Consider the following 25,380-nt stretch of genomic DNA (forward strand, 5'->3'; position numbering starts at 1 on the left):
TATATTGCTAATTTAATATTATTAAGAATTTTTATATTTTTAGTCTAAAGCTTTCATTTTAAATAAATAAAATAAAGTAACTAATATAGTTAAAATAAATAACATTCCTTCAATAAAACCTTCAAATTTTATAATTTTAATAGAAACAGACCATAAATATAAATATAATGATTCAATATCAAAAATTATAAAAAATATCGCTATTAAATAAAATTTAATATGAATTTTAATTTGAGTATTACCATAAGAAAATATTCCTGATTCAAATGGAATATGTTTATCTAAACCATATGAACGTCCTCCTAAAAATAACGATATTAACATCATTATACAACTAATTATAATAGCAAAAATTTGAAATATTATAAAATAATTATAATTTAAAACTAATTTATTTATTACCATAATGAATACTCTGTATTAAAAATAAATTTTATCAAAAATTATATAACATAATTTTTTATTAAAAATTTTTTTAAATAATAAAAATTATTAGGTAAAATATAAGATAAATTTTTTTTTTTTATACATTTAATTAATATATTGGGTAATACTATTTTTTTATTTAAAATATTAAAAATATAATCTTGAAACTTAGATGGATGAGCAGTACCAAGAAATATATTAAATGTATTTTTTTTTGATATTTGTTTTTTTAACGCACAATAACTTACAGCTGAATGTGGTTCTAAAATATATTTATATTTATTATATACATCTATTATAGTTTTTGTTGTTTTCACATCTGTAATAACGGAAGATGTTAATTTATTTAAATTCCATTTTTGTTTATTAAAAATTTCCATAATTCTAGGCCAATTATTAGGTGAACTAACATCCATTGCATTTGATAATGTTGGTATAGTTTTTTTTGGAGACCAATTACCCGTGTTTAAATATCTATAAACTGTATCATTTATATTAGTAGCTGCAATAAATTTATGTATAGGTAAACCAATTGCTTTGGCTATTAAACCAGCAGTTAAATTTCCAAAATTTCCACTGGGAACGGAAAAAATAACTTTTTTTTTTCGTTTTTTTAGAGGTATTTGTGCAAATGCCTCAAAATAATAACAGATTTGAGCTATCAAACGACTAATATTAATGGAATTAGCAGAATTAAAAGATAAATATTTGTTAAGTTCTTTATCATTAAATATTCGTTTTACAAGATTTTGACAATCATCAAAATCACCTTTAATAGCAATTGTTTTTATATTATTTCCTATAGTACAAAATAATTTTTCTTGTAAAATAGAAATTTTTTTATAAGGATATAATATAACAACTTCAATATTATTCATTTTATTAAAAGCATGAGTAACAGCAGCACCAGTATCTCCAGAAGTAGCAGTTAAAATAATAATTTTATTTTTTTTATTAAAAAAATTTAACATTTGTGCCATAAAACGTACACCAAAATCTTTAAATGCTAAAGTAGGACCATGAAACAATTCTAAACAAGAAAGATTTTTATCAATTAAATTTAATTTTAATGGAAAATTAAATGCTTTTTTTATTTTTTCTTTTAAAATATCTAAAGAAATTTCTTTTTTATTAACAAATAGTGATAGTAAATAACTACTTCTATCTATAAAATTATAATTTAATATATTTGTAATTATTTTATTATTTAATTTTGGTAAATTTTTTGGGAAAAATAACCCTTGATTTTTTCCTAAACCTATTTTTAGAACTTGATTAAATCTTTTTTGTTCTTTATGATAATTAAGGTTATAAAATTTCATATTTTCTCCATAATTTTAGTACCTGTTTTATTTATTTTACAAATATAAACAAAACCATTTTTATTTTTTATAAAATTTTTTTTTAACCAACTAACCATATTATTTGCAATATTTAAATTATTAAAAATACTAAATATAGTAGGTCCTGATCCTGAAATACCATAATTTAAAGCACCAAATTTTTTTGCTACATAAGAAATTTGTTCAAAATTAGGAATAAGAGATTTTCTATAAGGTTCTGCAATAAAATCTTTCATTAATTTTAATGCTAATAATTCTTGTTTTGTATGACTGGCATGTATAAATCCTGCTAAATATTGACTTTGTTTAATAAAAACTTCTTTTTTATATAAATTTGGTAATATTTTTCTAGAATCATATGTAGGTAATTTAATTCCGGGATATGCGACTACCCAAAACCAATTTTTAAAAATTGGAATATTTTGAATAATTAGATTATTTTTATTAGTTATTAATATTAATTTCATACCACCAAAAAAACAAGGAACTATATTATCATAATGGATATTACCTGATAAAAAACCTTCTAATTCTCCCATTAATTTTAATAAATCATATTCTTTTAATGGATTATTACAAAATAAATTTATTGCTTTTAAAAAAGCAACTACAGAACAAGCACTTGAACCTAATCCAGATGCAACAGGAACATTTTTTTCTAAAATAATTTTTAAGGGAATTTTTTTTCCAATTTTATTACAAAATTTCATCCAACAATGAAAGATAATATTTTCATGTTTTTTTTTCGGTAAATCATTCAAAAAATAACCTTTGTTAATTAGAATAAATTTTCTAGATGAATAAATTGATACAAAATCTCCTAAAATACCTCCGTCTATTCTAGATAATGCTATTCCTAATGTATCAAAACCTACATTAATATTTCCAATAGAAGCAGGAGCATAAATTTTAATCATAAAAAATAATTCCTTATTTTTAATTAAACAAGATGTAGTAGATCAGTAAGTACTCCTGCAGCAGTTACATTGTTTCCAGCACCATATCCTCTTAAAATTAAAGGATATGGTTGATAATAATTAGTATAAAAAGCAAAAGAATTTTCTCCATTTTTTATTTTAAAAAAAGGATGATTTTTATCAATTTTTACGATTTCTACCTTACAAAATCCTTGTTTATCTATACTACCAATATAACGTAATACTTTATTATCTTTTTTAGCTTCTTGAATTTTTTTTTTATAAATTTTATCTAAATCTAATAAAGATACAAAAAATTCTTCAATAGAAATTTTTTTATTATAAGTATTTGGAATAATAGATTCTATAGTAATATCATTTAATTCTAAATTATAACCGATTTCTCTAGCTAATATGAGTAATTTTCTAGCTACATCTATTCCTGATAAATCTACTCTAGGATCTGGTTCTGTAAATCCCATTTTTTGAGCTATTTTTATAGTTTTAGAAAAAGTAATTCCTTCTTCAAGTTTACCAAAAATAAAAGAAAGAGAACCAGATAAAATACCAATAAGATAATTAATCTTATCACCTGTTTTTAATAAATTTTGTAAAGTACTAATAACGGGTAATCCAGCACCAACATTTGTTTCATAAAAAAATTTTAAATTTAATTGATTTGCTAAAAAATGTATTTGATTATAATAATCCATTTTAGATGAATTTGCTTTCTTATTAGCAGCTACTATATTTAAACCACAATTAAAAAAATTTACATATTGATTCGCAATTTCTTGTGAAGAAGTACAATCTATAATAACAGGATTAATAAATTTATATTTTTTAAAATTATTAAGTAATATTTTTATTATATTGATATTAGGATTATATTCTATATTTTGTTTCCAATTTTTTATATTAAGACCATTAATATTTATTAATGAATATTTAGTATTAAAAATACCGCAAATTTTTAAAATAATATTTTTTTTTTTAAAATAATTTTTTTTTTGATATATTTGTTTTAATAAAGTATTACCAATACCACCAGTACCTATAACAAAAATTTCTAGTATTTTTTCCTTATGAAATAATGTTTTATGTGTTATTTCTATAATATTTTTTGCATAATTTTCTTTTATAATTACAGAAATATAGTTCTGAAAAATATTTTGTGATATAGCAAATATTTTTATTTTTGTTATTTTAAAAATATTTAAAAAGTCAGATATTATATTTTTCGAATTATTAATTTGATTACTTACTAGCGAAATTATTGATAATTGTTGAATAATAGAAATTGGTTTAATTAATTTATGCTGAAATTCTAAATAAAATTCTTCTTCTAATAAAGATTTAACATATTTTAAATTTTTATCTAAAATAAAAATACTAATATTACACATTTCAGAAGATTGTGTTATAAAATAGATAGATATTTTTAATTTAAAAATAAAAAATAATATTCTAGATATAATATTTTTAATTTGTTTATTTTTTTCTCCATTAATATTTAACATTGATATATTTTTTAATTCAGTTATACCCTTTATTTTATGTAATGAATTTTTAATGTTATTATTACTAATTAAAGTTCCATTAGATTTTATATTTATTATATTTTTAATGATACAAGGTATATTATTTTTTAACATAGGAAATAAAGTTTTATAATGAATAACTTTAGCTCCAAAATATGCTAATGTTATTGCTTCTTGATAAGAAATAAATTTTAATAATTTTGTATTAGATATTAAATTAGGATCTGCTGTATGAATACCATTTACATCAGTCCAAATTTCACAATATTTAGCTTTTAAACAAACAGATAATATTGCTGCTGAGTAATCAGAACCATTTCTACCTAATAAAACAGTTTCTTTTTTTTTATTAACAGCAGAAAATCCTGCCATTAGTATTATATCAATATTTGAAATATTAATATTTTTAATATTTTTTGAAGTTAATGAAATATCAACTGTTGATTCTAAATAATTACCATATGCTAATAAGTATTTTTTTGGAGAAATTATATATATTTTATATTTTTCTATCTTTAATAAAGATTCTAATAAAATAATAGAAAATTTTTCACCTTGTGATAAAATTTTTGCTCTGATTATATCAGGACAATTATTAATTAGATTAATACCATATAATAATTGTTTAATTTTATCAAAAATTTTATTAATTTTTTTTTTAGTAAAAATAATATCTAAATCATTTATTTGTTTTTTTAAATTATTAATTAAATTAATAAAAAATTTTTGTATATAGATAAAATCTTGTTCATAATTTTTTTTTTTTATAGATTTTTCTATCATTATTTCTAAACTATTTGTAATAGTTGCTGGAGCAGATACAACAACAGCTATTTTACTTTTTTTTAAATAAATATTAATTATATTAGTTACCAATAGAAATTTTTCTGCATTTTTTAATGATGTTCCACCAAATTTCAATACTTTCATTTCTTCAACCTATCTAAATTTTAAAATATAAAAATATGAATAATTATACACACATAATTTTTCTAAATTAATATATACTGATATTTTTATTTAAATTAAAAAATTGTAATTTATAATTGAAATATAAATATTTTTAACTATATTTAATTAATAATTAATTCTTTGTAAAATTATTACAAATAATTTAAAAAAAATTGATTTTTATTTATATAATTTTTTTTTAAAATATTTTAACTTTACTTTAATTATATTGTAACATGAAAAAAAAATTTATTATTTAATAAATTTATTATTTAAATTAATTATATTTATTATATTAAAATTTTTTATTTTTTATTAAATATACATAAAATATCTAATATAGTAATTTATTAAGTAAGTAAATATACTAAATTACATTTTTATGTAAATATTTTAAATATTTAATAAATAAATTTTAACTGTTAGTTTTTTTTATAAAAATATTTTTAATATTATTAATATTTTTATATAAAAAACCTTTTTTACCTTTTATTGAATGAAATATTTTTAATTTTTCATATGTTAATTTAAATTTTTTATTATTAGTCTCTATATAGACTATAGATTGTTTATTAATAAGAAATATCCATTCTAATTTATCTTTATTTTGAAAAAATTCTTTATTATTAATAAAAATTAATCTACTTCCTCTTCCTCTAGATAATCTAGGAATTTCATCTAAAGAAAATAATAAAAATTTATTTAAAAATGATATAACCAAAACTTTATCATTTTTATCATTAATTACTAAAGGAGATAAAATTTCAGCATTACCTGTTAAAATCATAGATAATTTTCCATTTCTATTACATGCAATTAAATCATTAAATTTACATATAAATCCATAACCAGAATTAGAAGAAAGAATAATTTCTTTACTATTAGATTCCATTAATAAACTTTTAATTATTGATCCTTGTGTAATATTTAATTTACCATTTAAAGGTTCCCCTTGACTACGAGCTGCAGGTAAAGTAGTAGAATCAATACTATAACTACGTCCTTTAGAATCTATAACAACTATAGTTTGGTTTTTTTTACCTTTTACTGAAATTAAGAATGAATCTCCTGATTTATAATGAAGATTTAATGGATCTATAGTATGACCTTTTGCACATCTAATCCAACCCATTTTAGAAAGGATAATTGTAATAGGTTCATCTGAAACTAATTCGTATTCATTTAATAATTTTGCTTCTGTTCTTTTTTTAATTATTGAACGACGATCATTAGCATAATTATCAGATGCAGATAATATTTCTTTTTTTAATAATAAATTCATTTTTTGTTTAGAAGATAATATTTTTTGAATATTATCATGTTCTATTTCTAATTTTTTTTTTTCATTAATTAATTTTTTTTCTTCAGTAAATGAAATTGAACGTAGTTTAAAATTAAGTAAATTTTCTATTTGCATATCAGTAAGATTAAATTTATTTTTAATAATAGGATTAGGATTTATATTTAATCTAATAATTTGTATAAATTTTTCTAAATTAGAATATACGATTAATAATCCTTGTATAACATGTAATCTTTTTTTTAACTTATTTAAATGAAAATTTAAACGTTTTTTCACTATGTGACGTCTAAAAATAATCCATTCTGATAATATTTCTATTAAATTTTTTACAGCAGGTTTATTATTTAACCCTATCATATTTAAATTTATACGGTAACTTTTTTCTAAATCAGTAGTAAAAAATAAATGATGCATAATTTGTTTTATTGTTAAATAATTAAAATTACTACGAATAATAATAACTATTCTTGTAGGATTTTCATAATCAGATTCATCTCTAATTTCTTCAATCATTGGTAATTTTTTATTTCTCATTTGTACTGTAATTTGTTCAATAATACGTATTCCCGAAATTTGGTGAGGTAATGCTGTAATTATAACTGTATTATCTTTTATTTTCCATACAGCTCTCAATTTAATTGACCCTCTACCTTTTTCATATATTTTATATATATCTTCTTTAGAAGTTATAATTTCGTTTCCTGAAGGAAAATCTGGACCTTGAATTATTTCTGAAAGATCAGATAATTTTATTTTAGGATAATCGATTAATTTAATTATAGCACTAGATATTTCTTTAATATTATGAGGGGGAATATCTGTTGCCATACCTACTGCTATTCCTGTAGAACCATTTAAAATTATATTAGGTAAACATGCAGGTAATATTTTGGGTTCTAATAATGTTCCATCAAAATTAGAAATGAATTGTACAGTACCTTTTTCTATTTCATTTAATAATATATCAGAATATTTTGACAAACGTGATTCTGTATATCTCATTGCAGCAAATGATTTAGGATCGTCTGGAGAACCCCAATTACCTTGACCTTCTATTAACGGATATCTATAAGAAAATGATTGTGCCATAAGAACCATTGCTTCATAACATGCTATATCTCCATGAGGATGATATTTTCCAATAACATCACCAATAGTTCTGGCTGATTTTTTAAATTTAGATGAAGATTTTAAACCTAATTCAGACATAGCATATATGACTCTTCTTTGAACTGGTTTCAAACCATCTCCAATATGAGGTAAAGCTCTATCAGAAATTACGTAAATAGAATAATTTAAATAAGCATGTTCAGCAAATTTATATAATGGAATAGATTCTATTTTATTTTTTATTGTTTTACTCATATTTTCTCCTAAAATTAATTTTTTATATAATTAATTTTTAATTATAAATAAATTTTAAAATATTTTATTACAAAAATAAAAAAACCTTATTTATATATTTAATAAATTTTAATATGTGTTAAATAAGATTAAACTTTATTAAATAAATATGTTATTTTTATGCAATAATATTTTTATTTATGGATATTTTATTATGAAAAATAATAATTTTAATCATAATCAATGCTTAATAACTCCAAAAGAATTAAAAAGTAAGTTACCAATATCTCAAAAAATAAAAGATCAAATTTTGATATCACGTAAAATTATATCAAATATAATTTCTGGAAAAAATCATAGATTATTAATTGTTTGTGGACCTTGTTCAATACATAATATAAAAGAAGCAATAGAATATGGAAATTTTTTAAAAAAAATATCTTTAAAAATTAGTAATATATACATTGTTATGAGAGTGTATTTTGAAAAACCTAGAACTATTTTAGGATGGAAAGGATTAATTAACGATCCATATATGAATAATTCTTTTGATATTAATAAAGGTTTATATTTAGCTCGTAAATTATTGATAAAATTATCTAATAATAATATTGCATTAGCAACTGAAATATTGGATCCTAATACATCAAAATATTTAGAAGATCTTTTTAGTTGGATTGCTATTGGAGCACGTACTGTAGAATCACAAATACATAGAGAAATAGCTTCTTCATTAAAAATACCTGTTGGTTTTAAAAATAATACAGATGGTAATATATTTTCTGCTATAAATGCTATTCAATCTTCTTCTCAAGAACATCATTTTATTGGTTTAAATAATAATGGTAAAGTTTGCATAATAAATAGTATTGGTAATAAAAATTCTCATATTATTTTACGTGGAGGAAAAATTCCAAATTATCATAAAAATAATATAAAAAAATATGAAAAAAATATTTTAAAATTAGGATTAAAATCAAAAATAATGATAGATTGTAGTCATGGTAATTCTAATAAAGATTTTAGAAAACAAATTTTAGTTATTAAATCAATAATATCACAAATTAAAGAAGGAAATAATTCTATTATAGGAATAATGATAGAAAGTTATCTTAAAGAAGGAAATCAAATATTAGATATTAAAAATCCAGAAAAATTACAATATGGTATATCAATTACAGATGGATGTATAAATTTACAAACCACAGAAAATATTTTATTTTTTATAAATACTGAATTAAATTCAATACTTAAATTTCGTTCTTTATAAAAAATATTAAATTAAATAATTTAAATTTTATGTTAAAAAAACTAATTATATTACGTAATAAAATAGATATTTTAGATAAAAAATTACTAGAAATTATAAATAAAAGATTAATTTTAGTAAAAAAAGTAGGAATAATAAAAAATAAGCATAAATTACCTATTTATGATCCAAAAAGAGAAAAATATATAATTAAAAGAAAAAGAAAAGAAGCAAAAAAAAAAGGTATATCACCTAATCTTATTGAAAAAATATTATATTGTATAATAAACGAATCATATTTATATGAACAAAAAAAAAATTTTAAAAAATTAAATTCTGATATTTTAACTATATTAATTATTACTAATAATAAAATGGGACATTTTTTTAAAAAAATGTTAATTATGTCAAATTATAGTGTTATTATCATAGAATTAGAAAATTTTAAAGTGAATAATAATATAAATGATTTATTTTTAAATATAAGTATAGTTATTATTAGTATAAATATATCAATACCATATTTTGATATATTAATTTATAAATTAAAAAAATTACCTAAAAATTGTACAATTATAATTATTTCTTCTATAGAAAATATATTAATAAAAAAAATATCAAAAATACATAAAGGACCAATTCTTGGTTTATATCCTTTATTTAATTTAAAAAGTATTATTTTAATAAAAAAATCTATATTATGTTGTTTTATACATAAATCTAAGTCTTATATTTGGTTTTTAAAACAAATGGAAATTTGGGGATTAAAAATAAAAAATATTGATATAATTAAATATAATAAATTTCTTTTTTTAAAATCATTGCAATATTTTTCTACATTAATAATATATAATATTTTTTTATTAAAAAAAAATGAACCATTAGAAAAACAATTATCATTATTTTCAATACCTTTTTGTGATTTAAATTTATTTCCTTTAAAAAAAAAATTTTTAAAAGATTTAAAATTATACATAAATACAATTTTATTTTCTAATAGTAATGAAAAAAATATTAGAAAATATTTAATTCATATGAATAACATAATTAATTTAATTCAAAAAAAAAAAATTAAAGAAATAATTAATATTTTTAAATATAATTAATAATAAATTTTTAAAAAAAAACTTAATATTGAATAGGATATTAAGTTTTTTATAAAAAAAGTTATTTTAAAATTTACTAAAAGATTCTTGTAATATTTTTTTCACTAATTTAGTTTCTTTATTGTTAGAAGAGTAAAATTTTAAAAATCTTATACATCTGTTAATTGTCGAAATATACATTTTTTTTTTAAACAAAAATTTAATAATATTTAAATCAAATTTTCTTACACGATTTTTCATTTTAATTAAATGATATTTTAAATATTTTATATAAATACTATTTGGATAATTTTTAATAAGAATATTTGTATCATTAATTGCAAGATTAGTATAAAAAGGATTATAGTGTGATCTTTCTATATTAAATAAATTTTGTATTTCATTATTTTGATCTAAAGATATTTCTGACATAATTCTAATATAGAGAATATAATCCAAAAAAGGAGATTTATTATATGAAATGATAAATTCTTCTGTAAAATCTAAAACATTTAAAAAATTTTTATCAATATAATTTAAATAAATTAAATATACTAAAACTTTCTCGGTATATTTATTATATGGATATTTTATATAAAAATCTTGAAATTTAAATAAAGCTTTTTGATATTTATGATCATATAAAATTTTTATTGATTCTAAATATTTTTTTTTTAAACAAAAATTTGAATTTATTTTATTATCACAACTAGAATATTTACAATTAATTGTTAATATTAATATTAACATATTAATAATAAAGAATTTTTTTTTTATAAAAATATTCATATTTGTTTTTTCTTTTAAAAGATTTATAATTAATATTAAGATAAATATATACTAAATATAGTTTTAAATTAAAGATATTTTAAAATATGAAAAATATTAAATTAATATTAAAAGTTTGTTCTATATATGATAGAAAAAGATTAGATATATTTCTTACAAAAAAAATTATACAATTTTCAAGATCTAAAATAAAAAAATTAATAATAAATAATTGTGTTAAAATAAATAATATTATTATAAATATACCTAAAAAAAAATATTTTTGGGTGATATAATTAAGATTAATGCAATAGTTTCTAGTAAAAAAATTAAATGGAAAGCACAAAAAATACCATTAAACATAATTTATGATGATAATTATGTTTTAGTTATAAATAAACAATCTAATCTTATTGTACATCCTGCAAATCAAAATATGGAAAATACTTTATTTAATTCTTTAATATATTATTATCCTTTTTTAAGAGATTTACCCAGAGCTGGTATTATACATAGATTAGATAAAGATACTACTGGTTTAATGATTATAGCAAAAAATATCAACTCTTATATTTTTTTAAGAAAAGAACTGAAAAAACATAATATTATTAGAGAGTATGAAACAATTGTAAACGGAATAATTAATAAAAATGGAATAATTAATTATCCAATTAAACGTATATATAAAAAAAAAAATATTTTTATGAAAGTAAATTCTTTAGGAAAAAAATCAATAACAGAATATTTTATAAAAAATATTTTTAAAATTCATTCACATTTAAAAATTAGGTTAAAAACAGGAAGAACTCATCAAATTAGAGTTCATTTATCATATATAAATCATAGTATTATAGGAGATCCTATTTATAAAAATAATAAAAATATTTTTTTGTGTAATGATTTTTATAAAAAAAATATTAATAAAATAATTAAAAGACAAGCTTTACATGCATGTTATTTAAAATTTTTACATCCATTTTATAATATTTTTATAAAATTATATTCATCATTACCAAATGATATAAATCAATTAATTTATTTTTTAAAAAAAAATATTTATTAACTAAAAAATAATTTTTTTTTATAAAAATAAAAAATATGAAGAATTTAAATTAATATATAAAATTAATTTTATTAATATTATAAATTAGTTTATAATTTAAAAATATAAATTAATAAGTTTATTAAAGAGAAAAACCATGATAAATATAAATATAAAAAAATATATGTTATTTTTTAATATATTATTATGTTTAACAATATCTAGTGTTTGCTTTGCATCAGAATTACCTCAATCATTTTTTTATGATGTTTTAACTCCTAAAGAACAAGTATTATACAATAAAGAAATATCACATAAAAAACCAATTGTGGTAGAATTTTTTTCATTTTTATGCCCTCGTTGTTATGAATTTTATTTAGGAATAAATCAAAAATCTTTAAAAGGTAAAATGCCTAAAAATATAAAAATTTTTAGATATCACTTGAATCAATTTGATGATGATGATGGATTTGGAAGTTTAATAGGTTATGCTTGGATTGTTGCAAAAATGTTAAATGTAGAAAATAAGGTAATTGGTCCTATTTTTGAAGGTATACATAAAAATAATTCTATTCATGATTATGAATCTATAAAAAAAATTTTTGTTAAAAAAGCTGGAGTTAGTAATCGTATTTTTAGTTCAGCATGGCATAGTTATATAGCAAAAATATTATTCATAAAAGAAACAAATTTAGCTGAAAAATTAGATATACATATTGTTCCTAATATTTATGTAAATAATAAATATGAAATAAATCTTTCTGAATTATATTCTAGTTATTATGATAATTTTTTTAAATATTATATTGATTTAGTAATTAAACTTTCAAAAAATTAAAATTGAATTTTTAATAAATATTTAAATATATTTTTATTATTAAATATGAAAAAAAAAATAATTTTAATAGATGGATCATTTTATTTATATAGAGCTTATTATGCTTTACCTAATTTAATTAATAGTGAAGGATATCCTACGGGAGCAATATATGGTTTTATTAATATGTTTAATAAAATTATAAAAATAAATCCAAATAGTTATTTTTTAATTATATTTGATAAAGGTGTTTCTTTTAGAAAAAAAATTTTTAATAAATACAAATCAACACGAAAAAATATGCCTAATAATTTAAATATACAAATTAATCCTTTGTTAAAAATTATAAAGGCTATGGGATATAGTGCTATTTCTATTAATAATATAGAAGCAGATGATATTATTGGTACTTTAGCATTACAAGCAGAAAAAAAAGATTATTTTGTTTATATTTTTAGTCTTGATAAAGATATAGCACAATTAGTAACTCAAAAAATTAAAATAGTAAATCCTATTAATTATTCTATTTCTGGACCAAAAGAAATATATTATAAATATAGAGTATTTCCTGAATTTATTAGTGATTTATTAGCATTAACTGGAGATTCTATAGATAATATTCCTGGAGTTCCAGGAATAGGAAATATAATAGGTAAAAATTTAATAAATAAATTAGGAAATTTAAAATATATCTATAATAATTTAGATATTGTTAATAATATAAATTTTAGGGGGGGCAATAATATAAAAAAAAAACTTATAAAATATAAAAAATCAGTTTTTTTATATCATAAGTTAACAAAAATTAAAACTAATATTAATTTAAATTTAAATGATTTAAATTTAATAAATAAACCAAAAAAAAATTGTTTAAAATCTTTATTTAAAACTTATAAACTTAATAAATGGTTAAAAAACATAAATAAGTCATAATTTATTATAAAAAATATTTATATATCTAATAATAAATTTAAATTTTAATTATATTAGTATTTTCTTATTTGAAAAAAAATTAAAATATACTTATTAAAATTAAAATAATTTTAAAAATAACATTATTTTTAAAATAATAATTAAATTATTAATATTTTAAAAAATTAAAATTTAATTATATTCTTTTATATAAAACATTTTATTTTATTAAAAAAATTTATTTATATTTAAAAATAAAAAATTTATATAACTAAATATAAGTATATAATAATTAGGATTTATTTATGAAAAAAATACGAAATATAGCTATTGTTGCACATATAGATCATGGTAAAACTACATTAATAGATAAATTATTACAAGAATCAGAAAATTTTCAAAATACAAAAAATATTTTTAAAAATAATATAAATAGAATAATGGATAGTAATAAATTAGAAAAAGAAAAGGGAATTACTATTTTTTCAAAAAATACATCTATATTTTGGAAAGATTATCAAATCAATATAATTGATACACCTGGACATGCAGATTTTAGTGCAGAAGTAGAACGTATTTTATCTATGGTAGATTCTGTTTTATTAGTAGTTGATGCTGTTGAAGGACCAATGCCACAAACAAGATTTGTTGCATTAAAAGCTCTTTTATATAATTTGAAACCTATTATTGTTATAAATAAAATAGATAGAAAATTTATTCGTCCTGATTGGGTTATAGATCAAATATTTGATTTATTTGTTAGTTTAAATGCTACTGATGAACAACTTGATTTTCCTATCGTTTATACATCAGCTCTTAAAGGAACATCTGGGCATAATATAAATCAAATGTATAAAAATATGAACATATTATATGAAACTATTATTAAATATGCATTTCCGCCTAATGTAAATATAAATAAACCATTTCAAATGCAAATTTCTCAAATAGAACATAATAATTATATCGGAAATATTTGTACTGGTTTAATAAAAAGAGGAATTATTAAAATTAATCAATATGTTACTTTTATTAAAAATAATAAAATCATTAAAAAAATAAAAGTATTATATATAATATCTAATATAAGTTTAAAACCTGTATATATTAATAAAGCTGAAGCTGGTAATATTGTTGGTTTAGCTGGTTTAGGATTTGAAGAAATAAATATTTCTGATACTATTTGTGATCTTAATCATCCTGATCCTTTACCTTTACTAATTATAGAAAAACCTAAAATTAGTATGTTATTTCATGTAAATAATTCTCCATTTTCAGGAAAAGAAGGAAAACATTTAACATCTAAAAAAATATTTGATAGAATTCGTAAAGAATGTTTACATGATATAGCTCTAAAAATAGAAGAAACTACTAATAATAATATTTTTTATGTTTCAGGGAGAGGAGAATTACATTTAGTTATTTTAATAGAAAATATGAGAAAAGAAGGATTTGAATTATCTGTATCTAGACCACAAATTATATCTAAAATTATTAACGGAATAAAAAAAGAACCATTTGAAATATTAATTTTAGATTTTGCTCAAAATAAAAAAGGTTATATAATTCAGTTAATTAGTAAAAGAAAAGCTATTATAAATAATATTATTTTAAATGATGTTAATAATAGAATTAGAATTGAGGCAATTATTTCAAGCAAAGGTTTAATTGGTTTTCGTAATGAATTTATAAATGCGACATCAGGTACTGGAGTAATTAATTCTTTTTTTAGTCATTATGATATTAATACATATGATTTAATCGGAGAAAGAAATAATGGAGTTTTAATTTCAAATAAAGAAGGATATGCTGTTGCATTTGCTTTATTTAATTTACAATCTAGAGGTAAATTATTAATTACACCAGGAGAAAAAATTTACGAAGGACAAATTATAGGTGTACATAATAAATCTAATGATTTGACTGTAAATTGTTTAATTAATAAAAAATTAACTAATATGAGAGCTTCAGGAAGTGATAATCCTATTAATTTAAGTCCTATTAAAAAAATATCTTTAGAAGAAGCAATAGATTTTATCAAAAATGATGAATTAGTAGAAATTACTCCAAAATCAATCAGAATTAGAAAAAAATATTTAACCAAATCCTTGCGTAAATTTAATAAAAATAAAAAAAATAATTTTAAATAATTTATGAAAAAACTTTTATTTTGGTGGAGCTGGGGGGATTCGAACCCCCGTCCAAAATTACTACATTTTCGGAACTACATGTTTATTTTTATTTTATAAATTTTAGTAATATTTAATAATAAAACAAATTCAATATTACATAGTCTATTTTATTTCTTTAATATATTATTTTAAGACTTATAATATACGATCTCTTTAAATTATGACCTGTTTACTTTTCATTAAAGAGCAAATAATAAGAAACAGGGCTTTTACAGTTTTTTATGCTGCTAAAGCATAGTTTTGATTTTTTGCAATTACTTAAAATACGGTTTTTTTACAAGGCCTACCGTTTCCTTGACATGCTCCTAAAATTTGATAATTATGTCAAATCCATAATCAGCCCCAAAGTTTTAAATACTTCTTTTTAAAAAACGAGATTTTTTAATATTCCATTCTTTATTTTTTAATAAAATTCTTTTATCATATTTTTTTTTACCTTTAGCAATAGCAATTTTTATTTTACACCAAGATTTTTTCCAGAATAAACCTATCGTAATTATAGTAAAATTTTTAAGTTTATTATAATTTTTTAGTAATTCTATTTCTTTTTTTTTTAATAATAACTGTTTTTTACGATTACAATCGTATTGTAAATGACTACAAATTGTTTTTAATGGATTAATATTTAAATTAAATAAATAAACTTTATTAGATATAATACTTACAAAACTATTATTTATAGATACTCGATTTAATCTTAATGATTTAATTTCCCATCCTTTTAAAATAATTCCCGCATTCATTTCTTTTTGAATAAAATAATTATAATATATTTTTTTATTTAAAATAATATATTTTTTTTTTCCATTATATAAATAATTTAATAATTTTATTAGATAATATTTATAATATCAGATATATTTAATAATTTCAATAAATTATTAAAATTTTGTTTATTTTGAAATATATTAATAAAAAATTTGATAAATTTTATTAAAATAATTTATTAATTAAATAATTTTTAATATTTTTATTATATTATATAATCATTAAAAATAAAAATTATCTTTAAACATATTTAAATTATAAAAATAATTTTTATAATATTTTTTATATTTTATTTTTAATAATAATTTTTATATTAATAAAATAAAAATTTTTAATGTTTATGAATAAAAAAATAAATTATTTATAATAAATATTAAATTTAAATAAATTTATATAAAAAATTTTAATAAGGATACTAAATTATATGAATAATAATAAATCATTAAAAAAAATAGAAGAAAAAAAAATAGAAGAAAAAAAAATAGAAGAAAAAAAAATAGAAGAAAAAAAAATAGAAGAAAATATTAATAATAAATTAAATAATTTTAAATTAAATGATAATATAAAAAATAAAGATTATATTAAATCTGAAAATCAACATACAATTAAATATTATAAAGAAAAAAATGATAAGTATAAATTAGAAATTTTGGAAATAAAAAATAAATTAAAAAAATATAAAAACGATATTTGGGAATTAAAATTACGTTCTCTATCTGAAATAGAAAATACTAGACGTAGATCTGCACTAGATGTTGAAAAAGCTTATAAGTTTTCATTAAAAAAAATTCTTCATGAATTATTACCAGTAATTGATAATTTAGAAAGAGCTATAAATTTAACAACAAAAACAAAAGATAATGTTAAATTATCTATAATTGAAGGAATTAAATTAACTTTAAAATCTTTATTAGTATTAATAAAAAAATTTGGTGTTAATATTATTGATGAAATTAATATTCCTTTTAATCCATCTCAACATCAAGCAATGTCTCTTGTAGAATCTAATAAAATAAAAAATAATTACATAATAGAAATTTTACAAAAAGGATATATTCTTAATAAAAGGTTATTAAGACCAGCTATGGTTGTTGTATCTAAAAATAAAGAAGATAAAAAAAATATTTAATATATTTAATAATATGTTTATAAATAATTATTTTATAAACATATTATTTTTAATAAAATTATTTAACATTATAAATTTTAAAAAATAACAATTTTTTAAAATTTTTTTATAAATTATATTATAGAGAATTTTTTATGACTAAAATATGTAAAATTACAGGGAAAAAAACTATAAAAGGTAATAATCGTTCACATGCAATGAATGCTACTAGAAGAAAATTTTTACCAAATATACATTATCATAAATTTTGGATAGAAAAAAAAAAAAAATTTATAACTTTAAGAATATCTACAAAGGGAATGAGATTAATAAATAAAAAAGGAATAGAAAATATTAATTTTTATAATTATAAATAATTAAACAAGGATATATTGTTTTATGGCAAAAAAAAAACGTATTATAATTAAATTAATTTCATCAGCAAAAACTGGTCATTTTTATACGATTACAAAAAATAAAAAAAATAATACACAAAAATTAGAAATTAAAAAATTTGATCCTTTTATAAGAAAACATGTTTTATATAAAGAAAATAAAAATAAATAAAATTATTATTTAAATTTTATATTAATCAATAATGTTTTTTATATTTATCATTATTGATTAATAAAAAATATACATAAATAATATAAATATATTAATTTTATTCAAATATTTTAGAATTTTTAAATCTTTTTTTAAAATTTTCTACACGACCTTTAGTATCTGTAATTTTTTGTTTTCCAGTATAAAAAGGATGGCATATATTACAAATATCTAAGCTTAATTCTTTATTATTATTTAAAGTTGATTTAGTATTAATAATATTTCCACAAGAACATTTAGCAGTAATATTATTATATTGAGGATGAATATTTTTTTTCATAATATACCAATAAATTAAATTTTTTAAAGATTATTTATTTATATATTGTATAAACATATTTTTTTATTACAAGATTTTTTTAAAAAAAATATAAGAATTAAAAATTATGAAAATAGTTAAAGTAGTATTTAATAATTCTATTTTATATCATAAATATGATTATATATTACCTAGTAATATAGTAGTAAATATTGGTTATAGAGTTATAGTACCAATAAAAAATAAACAGTATATAGGTATAGTAATAGAAATAAAGAAAACTTCTAAAGTTATGCCCAATAAATTAAAATATTTATATAAGGTTTTAGATGAAAAATCACTTTTTAGTTTTTTTATTTGGAATTTTGCAAAAAAAATATCCAAATATTATCAATGTCCTATCGGAGTTATTTTATTTCAAATATTACCTATTTTTTATAGAAAAAATAATAGATTTCTTATAAATTCAAAAGGTTTATATTCAAAAAATAATAAAAATATGTATAATTTTCAAATTAGATTAAAATTTTTAAAAAATAAAAAAATATTTTTTGATAATAAAAATAATATTAAATTACAAATTTATCTATTATGGATAAATAATATATTTAAGATTATATATTATAAAATAAATTTTTTTAAAACCTGGGTTTTACAAGAAAATATAATCTTTTTTAAAAAAATTGATATTTATTTAAACTTAGTAAAAGTTATGTTACTTCATAAAAAACAAATATTAATTTTAGCTCCTCAAAAATATAATATTTTATATTTATATCAATTTTTTATAAAATTAAACGTTTCCATTTGTTTATTACATTCAAATATTTCTATAAAAAAACAATTATTAACATTAGAAAATATAAAAAAAGGAAAAATATTAATAGTTATCGGTACAAAATTTTCTATTTTTACACAATTTTTTAAATTAGGTCTGATTATTATAGATCAAGAAAATGATTTTATTTATAAACAAAATAATAAATGTAAATATAACATAAGAGATATTGCTGTTTTAAGAGCAAAAATGGAAAATATTCCCATAATATTAAGTTCTAAAACTTTAAGTTTAGAAACTATAAATAATATTAATGTTAATAAATATAAATTTTTATTTTATAAAAACAAAAAAATATTATACAAAAAATATTTTAAATATATAATAATAGATATTAATAAAAAAATATTAAAATATAAATTATTTTCTCGTTTTTTAATAAAAATGATAAAAATTTATCTTAAAAAAAAAGAACAAATAATTATATATTATAAATATATAGGATATTCAACTATTATATTGTGTTATTTTTGTAAAAAAATATTAAAATGTATAGATTGTAATAAAAATTATATTTTTTATAAAAAATTATGGAAATTATATTGTAAATATTGTAAAAAAAATATTGATATGGTTTTATATTGCCCGTTGTGTAAAAAAAATTTTTTTATACCAATAGGTATTGGAATAGAACAGTTAAAAGAATTATTACAAAAATTATTTCCAAATATATTAATTTTTACTATAAATAGCAAAAATTTTTTAAAAAAAATTTCTTTGATACGTAATAATAAACCTTTAATAATAATTTCTTCACAAATTTTATATAAAGAATATTTTTTTATTTTAAAAAATAATTTAATAGTTTTATTAAATATAGATAATGTTTTTTTTTCAAAAAATTTTCGTACAATGGAATATTTTTCTCAATATATTTTTAATATATTAAATAATCATTTAGATACGAAAAAAAAAACAATTATTATACAAACAAATTATCCACAAAATAATTTTTTAAAAAAAATTTTTAAAAAAAATTATACATATAATGATATTGCTAATTATATATTATATGAAAGAAAAAAAATGTTATTACCTCCTTTTACTAATCATATTACTTTAATAATTGAATCTTATAAAAAAATAATTCTAATAAATTTTTTAAATAAATTTAAAAAAATATTAAAATTAAAGTATATAAATGAAAAAAATTTTTTTATTATAGGTCCTGCATCATTAATACACAATAAACGAAAAGGATTATTTAGAAAAAAAATTATCTTACAACATTTATTAAAAATAAAATTACATTTTATAACAATGAATATTCGTTCTATTGCAAAAAAAATTGTAAATTTTAATAAAATTAAATTGTTAATAAATGTTGATTCTACAGAATGGTAAATTATTAAAAATAAAAATTAAATATTTTTACTAAAATTTTGGTATATAATTTTATGTCTAATTCTAATAAATTTGATGTCATAGTTGTAGGTGGTGGACATGCTGGTATAGAAGCTGCTATAGCTAGTGCTAAAATGAAAAAAAAAACTCTTTTAATTACAAATAATATTGATACAATAGGACAAATGTCTTGCAATCCAGCAATAGGAGGTATTGGTAAAAGTCATTTAGTAAAAGAAATAGATGCATTAAATGGTATAATGGCAATAGCAACTGATTATTCTGGTATTAATTTTAAAATACTTAATAGTAGTAAAGGACCGGCTGTAAGATCTACAAGAGCACAAACAGATAGAGAATTATATAAAACTACAATAAAAAATATTTTAAGTAAAAAAAAAAATTTATTTCTTTTTCAACAAGAAGTAAAAAAAATTATTATTAAAAATTATAAAATAAAAGGTATTATTACTAAAAATAATGATATTATAAATGCAAAAATTATAATTTTAACTACTGGTACATTTTTAAATGGGAAAATTTATATTGGATTAAATAACCAATATAATGGTGGTAGAATTAATGATTATTCTTCAATAGAATTAGCTAATTTTTTAAGTGATTTACCTTTAACAAAAGGGCGGTTAAAAACAGGAACTCCTCCTAGAATTGATAAAAAAAGTATTAATTTTTCTAAATTAGAAATTCAACATAGTGATGTTCCTTTACCATGCTTTTCTTTTATTGGAAATAATAAACAACATCCTAAACAATTACCTTGTTATATTACTTATACTAATAAAAATACACATCAAATAATAATAGATAATATTGTTGAAAGTCCTATGTATAGTGGTTTAATTAAAAGTAAAGGTCCTAGATATTGTCCCTCTCTTGAAGATAAAATTATTAGATTTCCCAATAGAGAAAAACATCAAATTTTTTTAGAACCAGAAGGTATATTTAATTCAGAAATTTATCCTAATGGACTTTCAACTAGTTTACCTTTTAATATACAACTTTTAATCTTAAAATCTATTAAAGGTTTAGAAAATGCATATATTACTCGAGTAGGATATGCTGTAGAATATGATTTTTATGATCCTAGAGGATTAAAACCTACTATGGAAAGTAAATTTATAAAAAGATTATTTTTTGCAGGACAAATTAATGGAACGACTGGATATGAAGAAGCAGCAGCACAAGGTTTAATCGCAGGACTAAATGCTTCTCTTTTAATCGATAATAAAAAACAATGGTTTCCTTTAAGGAACCAAGCATATATTGGTGTTTTAATTGATGATTTATGTACTTTAGGAACAAAAGAACCATATCGCATGTTTACTTCACGTGCAGAATATAGATTAATTTTAAGAGAAAATAACGCAGATATAAGACTTACTGAAATAGGACGTAAATTAGGATTAGTAGATGATATTCGTTGGAAAAAATTTAATGAAAAATTAGAAAATATTGAAAAATTATATCAAAAAATAAAAGATTTTAATATTAATTATAATAATAAAATAAAAATTAAAAAATTAAATTCTGTATTGAAAAATCCTTTAAAAAAAAAATTAAATGGAATTTCTTTATTGAAACGTTCTGAAATAAATCATAAAGATTTAATAAAATTAAAAATATTTAATTTTAATATAAAAAATATAGAAATTATTGAATATATTGAAACTGAATTAAAATATGAAGGTTATATAAAAAGACAATTAGAATTAATAAAAAAACAACAAAAAAATGAAAATATTATAATTCCAATAAACATAAAGTTTAGTAGTATAAAAAGTTTATCTAATGAAGCAATAGATAAATTTCATTTTTATAAACCTTACACTCTTGGACAAGCATCTAGAATACCTGGTATAACACCAGCAGATATTTCAATACTTTTAATTTATTTATTAAAAAATAAAAAATAAAATTATTATATTAATAAATATTTATTAATAAATTTTTTATTTTTATCTAAATTAATATAATTTATATATTATTATTTTATAATAAAAGTATTATTATACTTATGAAGAAATATAATTTTTAATATTAATATTTATATTAAAAAATAATATTTTTTATAATCTAATTAAATTTATTAATTTAAAGGATATTTTAATATAAAAATAAAATTTATAATTATTATTTATTAATTTATTTAATATTTTTTTATAAAAAAATATTTTTAATTTCTATTTAATAAATATGATTTTGTATATATTATTAAAAAAATTTTAAATTAGTATAGGTATATTATCTATGAAACAAAATTTATTTGTTATAAAAAGAAATAAAAATAAAGAATTAATAAATTTAGATAAAATAAATTTAATATTATTTCGTGCTTCACAAAATTTAAAAAATATTTCTTTATCGAAAATAAAAAAAAAACTATGTTTACAATTATATAATAAAATTAGTACAATAGATATTCATAATATTATTATTAAAATTACAGCAGATCTTATTTCTGAAAAATATCCTGATTATCAATATATGGCAGCTAGATTAGTTATTTTTAATTTAAGAAAACAAGCATATAAAAAATTTGTGCCACCTAAATTATATAATCATGTAAAAAATATGGTTAGTTTACGAAAATATGATAAATTTCTTTTAAAAAAGTATTCTAAAGAAGATTTTAATTTAATGGATAATTTTATTGATCATAATCGTGATATGAATTTTTCATATGCAGGTATCAAACAATTAGAAGGTAAATATTTAGTTAAAAATAGAATAACAGGGAAAATTTATGAAAGTGCACAGTTTTTATATATTTTAATTTCAGCTTGTTTATTTGCTAAATATCCATCTAATAAAAGAATGCATTATATAAAAAATTTTTATGATGCTGTTTCTACTTTTCAGATTTCTTTACCAACACCAATTATGTCAGGTGTTCGTACTACAACTAAACAATTTAGTTCATGTATTTTAATTGAATGTGGAGATAATATTGACTCAATTAATGCTACTACGAGTAGTATTATAAAATATGTTTCTCAAAAAGCAGGTATAGGAATTAATGCAGGAAGAATTCGTGCTGTAGGTAGTCCTATTAGAAATGGAGAAGCATTTCATACTGGATGTATTCCATTTTATAAACATTTTCAAACAGCAATTAAATCATGTTCTCAAGGAGGTGTAAGAGGAGGAGCAGGTACATTATTTTATCCTTTATGGCATTTTGAAATTACAAATTTATTGGTATTAAAAAATAATAGAGGGATAGACTCTAATAGAGTTAGACATATCGATTATGGTGTACAAATTAATAAATTATTTTATAAACGTTTAATTAACAACGAAAAAATAACTTTATTTAGTCCATCAGATGTTCCTAAATTATATGAATTATTTTTTTCAAATCAGAAAAAATTTCAAAAATTTTATGAGAAATATGAAAAAGATATTAATATTAGAAAAAAAAAAATTAATGCTGTTGATTTATTTTCATTAATTATGCAAGAACGTACTTCAACAGGAAGAATTTATATACAAAATGTTGACCATTGTAATACTCACTCTGCATTTAATCCCAAAAAAGCACCTATAAAACAATCTAATTTATGTTTAGAAATTACTTTACCTACTAAAATTTTAAATAAAATAGATGATCCTAATGGTGAAATTGGATTATGTACTTTAGCTGCTCTTAATTTAGGTAAAATTAAAAATTTAAATGAAATAAAAAATTTGTCAAATTTAATAGTAAGAGCATTAAATTGTTTATTAGATTATCAAGATTATTTGATTCCTGCAGCTAAAAAATCAGCTTTAAAACGTAGATCTTTAGGTATTGGGGTAATTAATCTTGCTTATTATTTAGCAAAAAATAATGTTCGTTATTCTGATAATAGTGCTAATAATTTAATTCATAAAACTTTTGAAGTTATACAATATTATTTATTAAAATCATCTAATGATTTAGCTAAAAAAGAAGGATGTTGTCCATTATTTAATGAAACTAATTATTCGAAAGGTATATTACCTATTGATACATATAAAAAATATATTGATAATATTCATACAGAATCATTACATTGTGATTGGAATTATTTAAGAAAAAAAATAAAAAAATATGGATTACGTAATTCTACTTTATCTGCTTTAATGCCATCTGAAACTTCTTCTCAAATATCTAATGCAACAAATGGAATTGAACCTCCTAGAGGATTTATTAGTATAAAATTATCTAAAAATGGTATTTTAAAACAAGTTGTACCTGAATTTTTAAAATTAAAAGAAAAATATGAATTATTATGGAATATACCTGATAATTCTGGATATTTAAATTTAATTGGTATAATGCAAAAATTTATTGATCAATCTATTTCTACAAATATAAATTATGATCCTACTCGTTTTTATAATAATAAGATTCCTATGGAACAATTATTAAAAGATTTATTAATGGCCTATAAATTAGGTATTAAAACTTTATATTATCAAAATACAAGAGATGGAGCAAAAGATATTCAAAATGAAAATATTTTAGAAAAAAATAGTATTTGTAAAAATGGAACATGTACACTTTAATTTTAAAATTTTAATA

General features: G+C 18.0%; 21 protein-coding genes and 1 other RNA gene. 13 read left to right on the forward strand and 9 right to left on the reverse strand.

Annotated elements, in window-relative coordinates:
• Positions 1–39: 39 nt before the first annotated feature.
• From ndhC to parC, 5 genes are all read right to left on the reverse strand, one after another.
• Positions 40–405, reverse strand: a complete 366-nt coding sequence (gene ndhC / locus GJT92_RS01875; protein ID WP_168919796.1) for an NADH-quinone oxidoreductase subunit A — start codon at positions 403–405, stop codon at positions 40–42.
• Positions 406–443: 38 nt separating this feature from the next.
• Positions 444–1,748 (reverse strand): threonine synthase, encoded by a 1,305-nt coding sequence (gene thrC, locus GJT92_RS01880; RefSeq protein ID WP_168919797.1) that lies wholly within the window; start codon positions 1,746–1,748, stop codon positions 444–446.
• Positions 1,745–2,686 carry a homoserine kinase gene (gene thrB, locus GJT92_RS01885; RefSeq protein ID WP_168919798.1) on the reverse strand — a complete coding sequence of 314 codons (942 nt, stop codon included), beginning with the start codon at positions 2,684–2,686 and terminating at the stop codon, positions 1,745–1,747. Before thrB ends, thrC begins: the two co-directional genes overlap by 4 nt.
• Before the next feature lie 23 nt (positions 2,687–2,709).
• Complete coding sequence (gene thrA, locus GJT92_RS01890; RefSeq protein WP_168919799.1) at positions 2,710–5,157, reverse strand: bifunctional aspartate kinase/homoserine dehydrogenase I; 2,448 nt, start codon at positions 5,155–5,157, stop codon at positions 2,710–2,712.
• Positions 5,158–5,593: 436 nt separating this feature from the next.
• Positions 5,594–7,834: a DNA topoisomerase IV subunit A gene (gene parC / locus GJT92_RS01895; protein ID WP_425483313.1), complete on the reverse strand. Its 2,241-nt coding sequence runs from the start codon at positions 7,832–7,834 to the stop codon at positions 5,594–5,596.
• A gap of 205 nt (positions 7,835–8,039) precedes the next feature.
• On the opposite strand from parC, the gene GJT92_RS01900 reads away from it, so the two are divergent.
• Both GJT92_RS01900 and GJT92_RS01905 read left to right on the forward strand, forming a co-directional pair.
• A complete protein-coding gene (locus GJT92_RS01900; RefSeq protein WP_168919801.1) occupies positions 8,040–9,095 on the forward strand; it encodes a 3-deoxy-7-phosphoheptulonate synthase in 1,056 nt (351 codons plus the stop codon).
• A 29-nt stretch (positions 9,096–9,124) separates the two neighbouring features.
• Positions 9,125–10,180 carry a chorismate mutase gene (locus tag GJT92_RS01905; protein ID WP_168919802.1) on the forward strand — a complete coding sequence of 352 codons (1,056 nt, stop codon included), beginning with the start codon at positions 9,125–9,127 and terminating at the stop codon, positions 10,178–10,180.
• Positions 10,181–10,246: 66 nt separating this feature from the next.
• On the opposite strand, the gene bamD is transcribed toward GJT92_RS01905, so the two are convergent.
• Positions 10,247–10,948: an outer membrane protein assembly factor BamD gene (bamD, locus tag GJT92_RS01910; RefSeq protein WP_168919803.1), complete on the reverse strand. Its 702-nt coding sequence runs from the start codon at positions 10,946–10,948 to the stop codon at positions 10,247–10,249.
• Positions 10,949–11,034: 86 nt separating this feature from the next.
• Here bamD and GJT92_RS01915 point away from each other — a divergent pair, with 86 nt between their 5' ends.
• The 5 genes from GJT92_RS01915 to typA all read left to right on the forward strand — a co-directional run bounded on the left by GJT92_RS01915 (position 11,035) and on the right by typA (position 15,848).
• The gene (locus GJT92_RS01915) at positions 11,035–11,223 is read left to right on the forward strand and encodes a S4 domain-containing protein (protein ID WP_168919804.1); all 189 of its coding nucleotides are present in this window, start codon (positions 11,035–11,037) and stop codon (positions 11,221–11,223) included.
• Positions 11,211–11,990, forward strand: a complete 780-nt coding sequence (locus tag GJT92_RS01920; protein WP_168919805.1) for an RluA family pseudouridine synthase — start codon at positions 11,211–11,213, stop codon at positions 11,988–11,990. The genes GJT92_RS01915 and GJT92_RS01920 overlap by 13 nt, the downstream gene beginning before the upstream one ends.
• 136 nt (positions 11,991–12,126) lie before the next feature.
• Positions 12,127–12,807 carry a thioredoxin domain-containing protein gene (locus tag GJT92_RS01925; RefSeq protein WP_168919806.1) on the forward strand — a complete coding sequence of 227 codons (681 nt, stop codon included), beginning with the start codon at positions 12,127–12,129 and terminating at the stop codon, positions 12,805–12,807.
• Between the two features lie 45 nt (positions 12,808–12,852).
• A complete protein-coding gene (locus GJT92_RS01930) occupies positions 12,853–13,719 on the forward strand; it encodes a 5'-3' exonuclease (RefSeq protein ID WP_168919807.1) in 867 nt (288 codons plus the stop codon).
• Positions 13,720–14,003: 284 nt separating this feature from the next.
• Entirely contained in the window at positions 14,004–15,848 is a 1,845-nt protein-coding gene (typA, locus tag GJT92_RS01935) for a translational GTPase TypA (RefSeq protein ID WP_168919808.1), read from the forward strand.
• Positions 15,849–15,869: 21 nt separating this feature from the next.
• Here the strand turns inward: typA and ssrA are convergent.
• Positions 15,870–16,234: a transfer-messenger RNA gene (gene ssrA / locus GJT92_RS01940) on the reverse strand.
• 6 nt (positions 16,235–16,240) lie between these two features.
• Positions 16,241–16,723, reverse strand: coding sequence for an SsrA-binding protein SmpB (gene smpB / locus GJT92_RS01945; protein ID WP_168919869.1), 483 nt, complete (start codon positions 16,721–16,723; stop codon positions 16,241–16,243).
• 359 nt (positions 16,724–17,082) lie between these two features.
• Between smpB and grpE the strand changes: the two genes are divergently transcribed.
• The 3 genes from grpE to rpmG all read left to right on the forward strand — a co-directional run bounded on the left by grpE (position 17,083) and on the right by rpmG (position 18,333).
• Positions 17,083–17,787: a nucleotide exchange factor GrpE gene (grpE, locus tag GJT92_RS01950; RefSeq protein ID WP_168919809.1), complete on the forward strand. Its 705-nt coding sequence runs from the start codon at positions 17,083–17,085 to the stop codon at positions 17,785–17,787.
• A gap of 134 nt (positions 17,788–17,921) precedes the next feature.
• Positions 17,922–18,143 (forward strand): 50S ribosomal protein L28, encoded by a 222-nt coding sequence (gene rpmB, locus GJT92_RS01955; protein WP_168919810.1) that lies wholly within the window; start codon positions 17,922–17,924, stop codon positions 18,141–18,143.
• 22 nt (positions 18,144–18,165) lie between these two features.
• A complete protein-coding gene (gene rpmG / locus GJT92_RS01960; protein WP_168868565.1) occupies positions 18,166–18,333 on the forward strand; it encodes a 50S ribosomal protein L33 in 168 nt (55 codons plus the stop codon).
• A 97-nt stretch (positions 18,334–18,430) separates the two neighbouring features.
• On the opposite strand, the gene rpmE is transcribed toward rpmG, so the two are convergent.
• Positions 18,431–18,652, reverse strand: coding sequence for a 50S ribosomal protein L31 (rpmE, locus tag GJT92_RS01965; protein ID WP_168919811.1), 222 nt, complete (start codon positions 18,650–18,652; stop codon positions 18,431–18,433).
• Positions 18,653–18,758: 106 nt separating this feature from the next.
• Here rpmE and priA point away from each other — a divergent pair, with 106 nt between their 5' ends.
• The 3 genes from priA (at position 18,759) to nrdA (ending at position 25,364) form a co-directional block, all read left to right on the forward strand.
• Positions 18,759–20,813 (forward strand): replication restart helicase PriA, encoded by a 2,055-nt coding sequence (gene priA, locus GJT92_RS01970; protein ID WP_168919812.1) that lies wholly within the window; start codon positions 18,759–18,761, stop codon positions 20,811–20,813.
• A 53-nt stretch (positions 20,814–20,866) separates the two neighbouring features.
• On the forward strand, positions 20,867–22,747 hold the full coding sequence (mnmG, locus tag GJT92_RS01975) for a tRNA uridine-5-carboxymethylaminomethyl(34) synthesis enzyme MnmG (protein WP_168919813.1): 1,881 nt from the start codon (positions 20,867–20,869) through the stop codon (positions 22,745–22,747).
• A gap of 334 nt (positions 22,748–23,081) precedes the next feature.
• Positions 23,082–25,364 carry a class 1a ribonucleoside-diphosphate reductase subunit alpha gene (nrdA, locus tag GJT92_RS01980; protein ID WP_168919814.1) on the forward strand — a complete coding sequence of 761 codons (2,283 nt, stop codon included), beginning with the start codon at positions 23,082–23,084 and terminating at the stop codon, positions 25,362–25,364.
• Positions 25,365–25,380: the final 16 nt, after the last annotated feature.

Origin of the sequence: Enterobacteriaceae endosymbiont of Donacia clavipes (genome assembly GCF_012570365.1) — a bacterium.
In the GTDB taxonomy this organism is placed as follows: domain Bacteria; phylum Pseudomonadota; class Gammaproteobacteria; order Enterobacterales; family Enterobacteriaceae.

Coding starts and splice junctions, on each gene's coding strand:
- ndhC (WP_168919796.1), bottom strand. CDS start 405: ATGGTAATAAATAAATTAGTTTTAAATTATAATTATTTTATAATATTT.
- thrC (WP_168919797.1), bottom strand. CDS start 1,748: ATGAAATTTTATAACCTTAATTATCATAAAGAACAAAAAAGATTTAAT.
- thrB (WP_168919798.1), bottom strand. CDS start 2,686: ATGATTAAAATTTATGCTCCTGCTTCTATTGGAAATATTAATGTAGGT.
- thrA (WP_168919799.1), bottom strand. CDS start 5,157: ATGAAAGTATTGAAATTTGGTGGAACATCATTAAAAAATGCAGAAAAA.
- GJT92_RS01900 (WP_168919801.1), top strand. CDS start 8,040: ATGAAAAATAATAATTTTAATCATAATCAATGCTTAATAACTCCAAAA.
- GJT92_RS01905 (WP_168919802.1), top strand. CDS start 9,125: ATGTTAAAAAAACTAATTATATTACGTAATAAAATAGATATTTTAGAT.
- bamD (WP_168919803.1), bottom strand. CDS start 10,948: ATGAATATTTTTATAAAAAAAAAATTCTTTATTATTAATATGTTAATA.
- GJT92_RS01915 (WP_168919804.1), top strand. CDS start 11,035: ATGAAAAATATTAAATTAATATTAAAAGTTTGTTCTATATATGATAGA.
- GJT92_RS01925 (WP_168919806.1), top strand. CDS start 12,127: ATGATAAATATAAATATAAAAAAATATATGTTATTTTTTAATATATTA.
- GJT92_RS01930 (WP_168919807.1), top strand. CDS start 12,853: ATGAAAAAAAAAATAATTTTAATAGATGGATCATTTTATTTATATAGA.
- typA (WP_168919808.1), top strand. CDS start 14,004: ATGAAAAAAATACGAAATATAGCTATTGTTGCACATATAGATCATGGT.
- grpE (WP_168919809.1), top strand. CDS start 17,083: ATGAATAATAATAAATCATTAAAAAAAATAGAAGAAAAAAAAATAGAA.
- rpmB (WP_168919810.1), top strand. CDS start 17,922: ATGACTAAAATATGTAAAATTACAGGGAAAAAAACTATAAAAGGTAAT.
- rpmG (WP_168868565.1), top strand. CDS start 18,166: ATGGCAAAAAAAAAACGTATTATAATTAAATTAATTTCATCAGCAAAA.
- rpmE (WP_168919811.1), bottom strand. CDS start 18,652: ATGAAAAAAAATATTCATCCTCAATATAATAATATTACTGCTAAATGT.
- priA (WP_168919812.1), top strand. CDS start 18,759: ATGAAAATAGTTAAAGTAGTATTTAATAATTCTATTTTATATCATAAA.
- mnmG (WP_168919813.1), top strand. CDS start 20,867: ATGTCTAATTCTAATAAATTTGATGTCATAGTTGTAGGTGGTGGACAT.
- nrdA (WP_168919814.1), top strand. CDS start 23,082: ATGAAACAAAATTTATTTGTTATAAAAAGAAATAAAAATAAAGAATTA.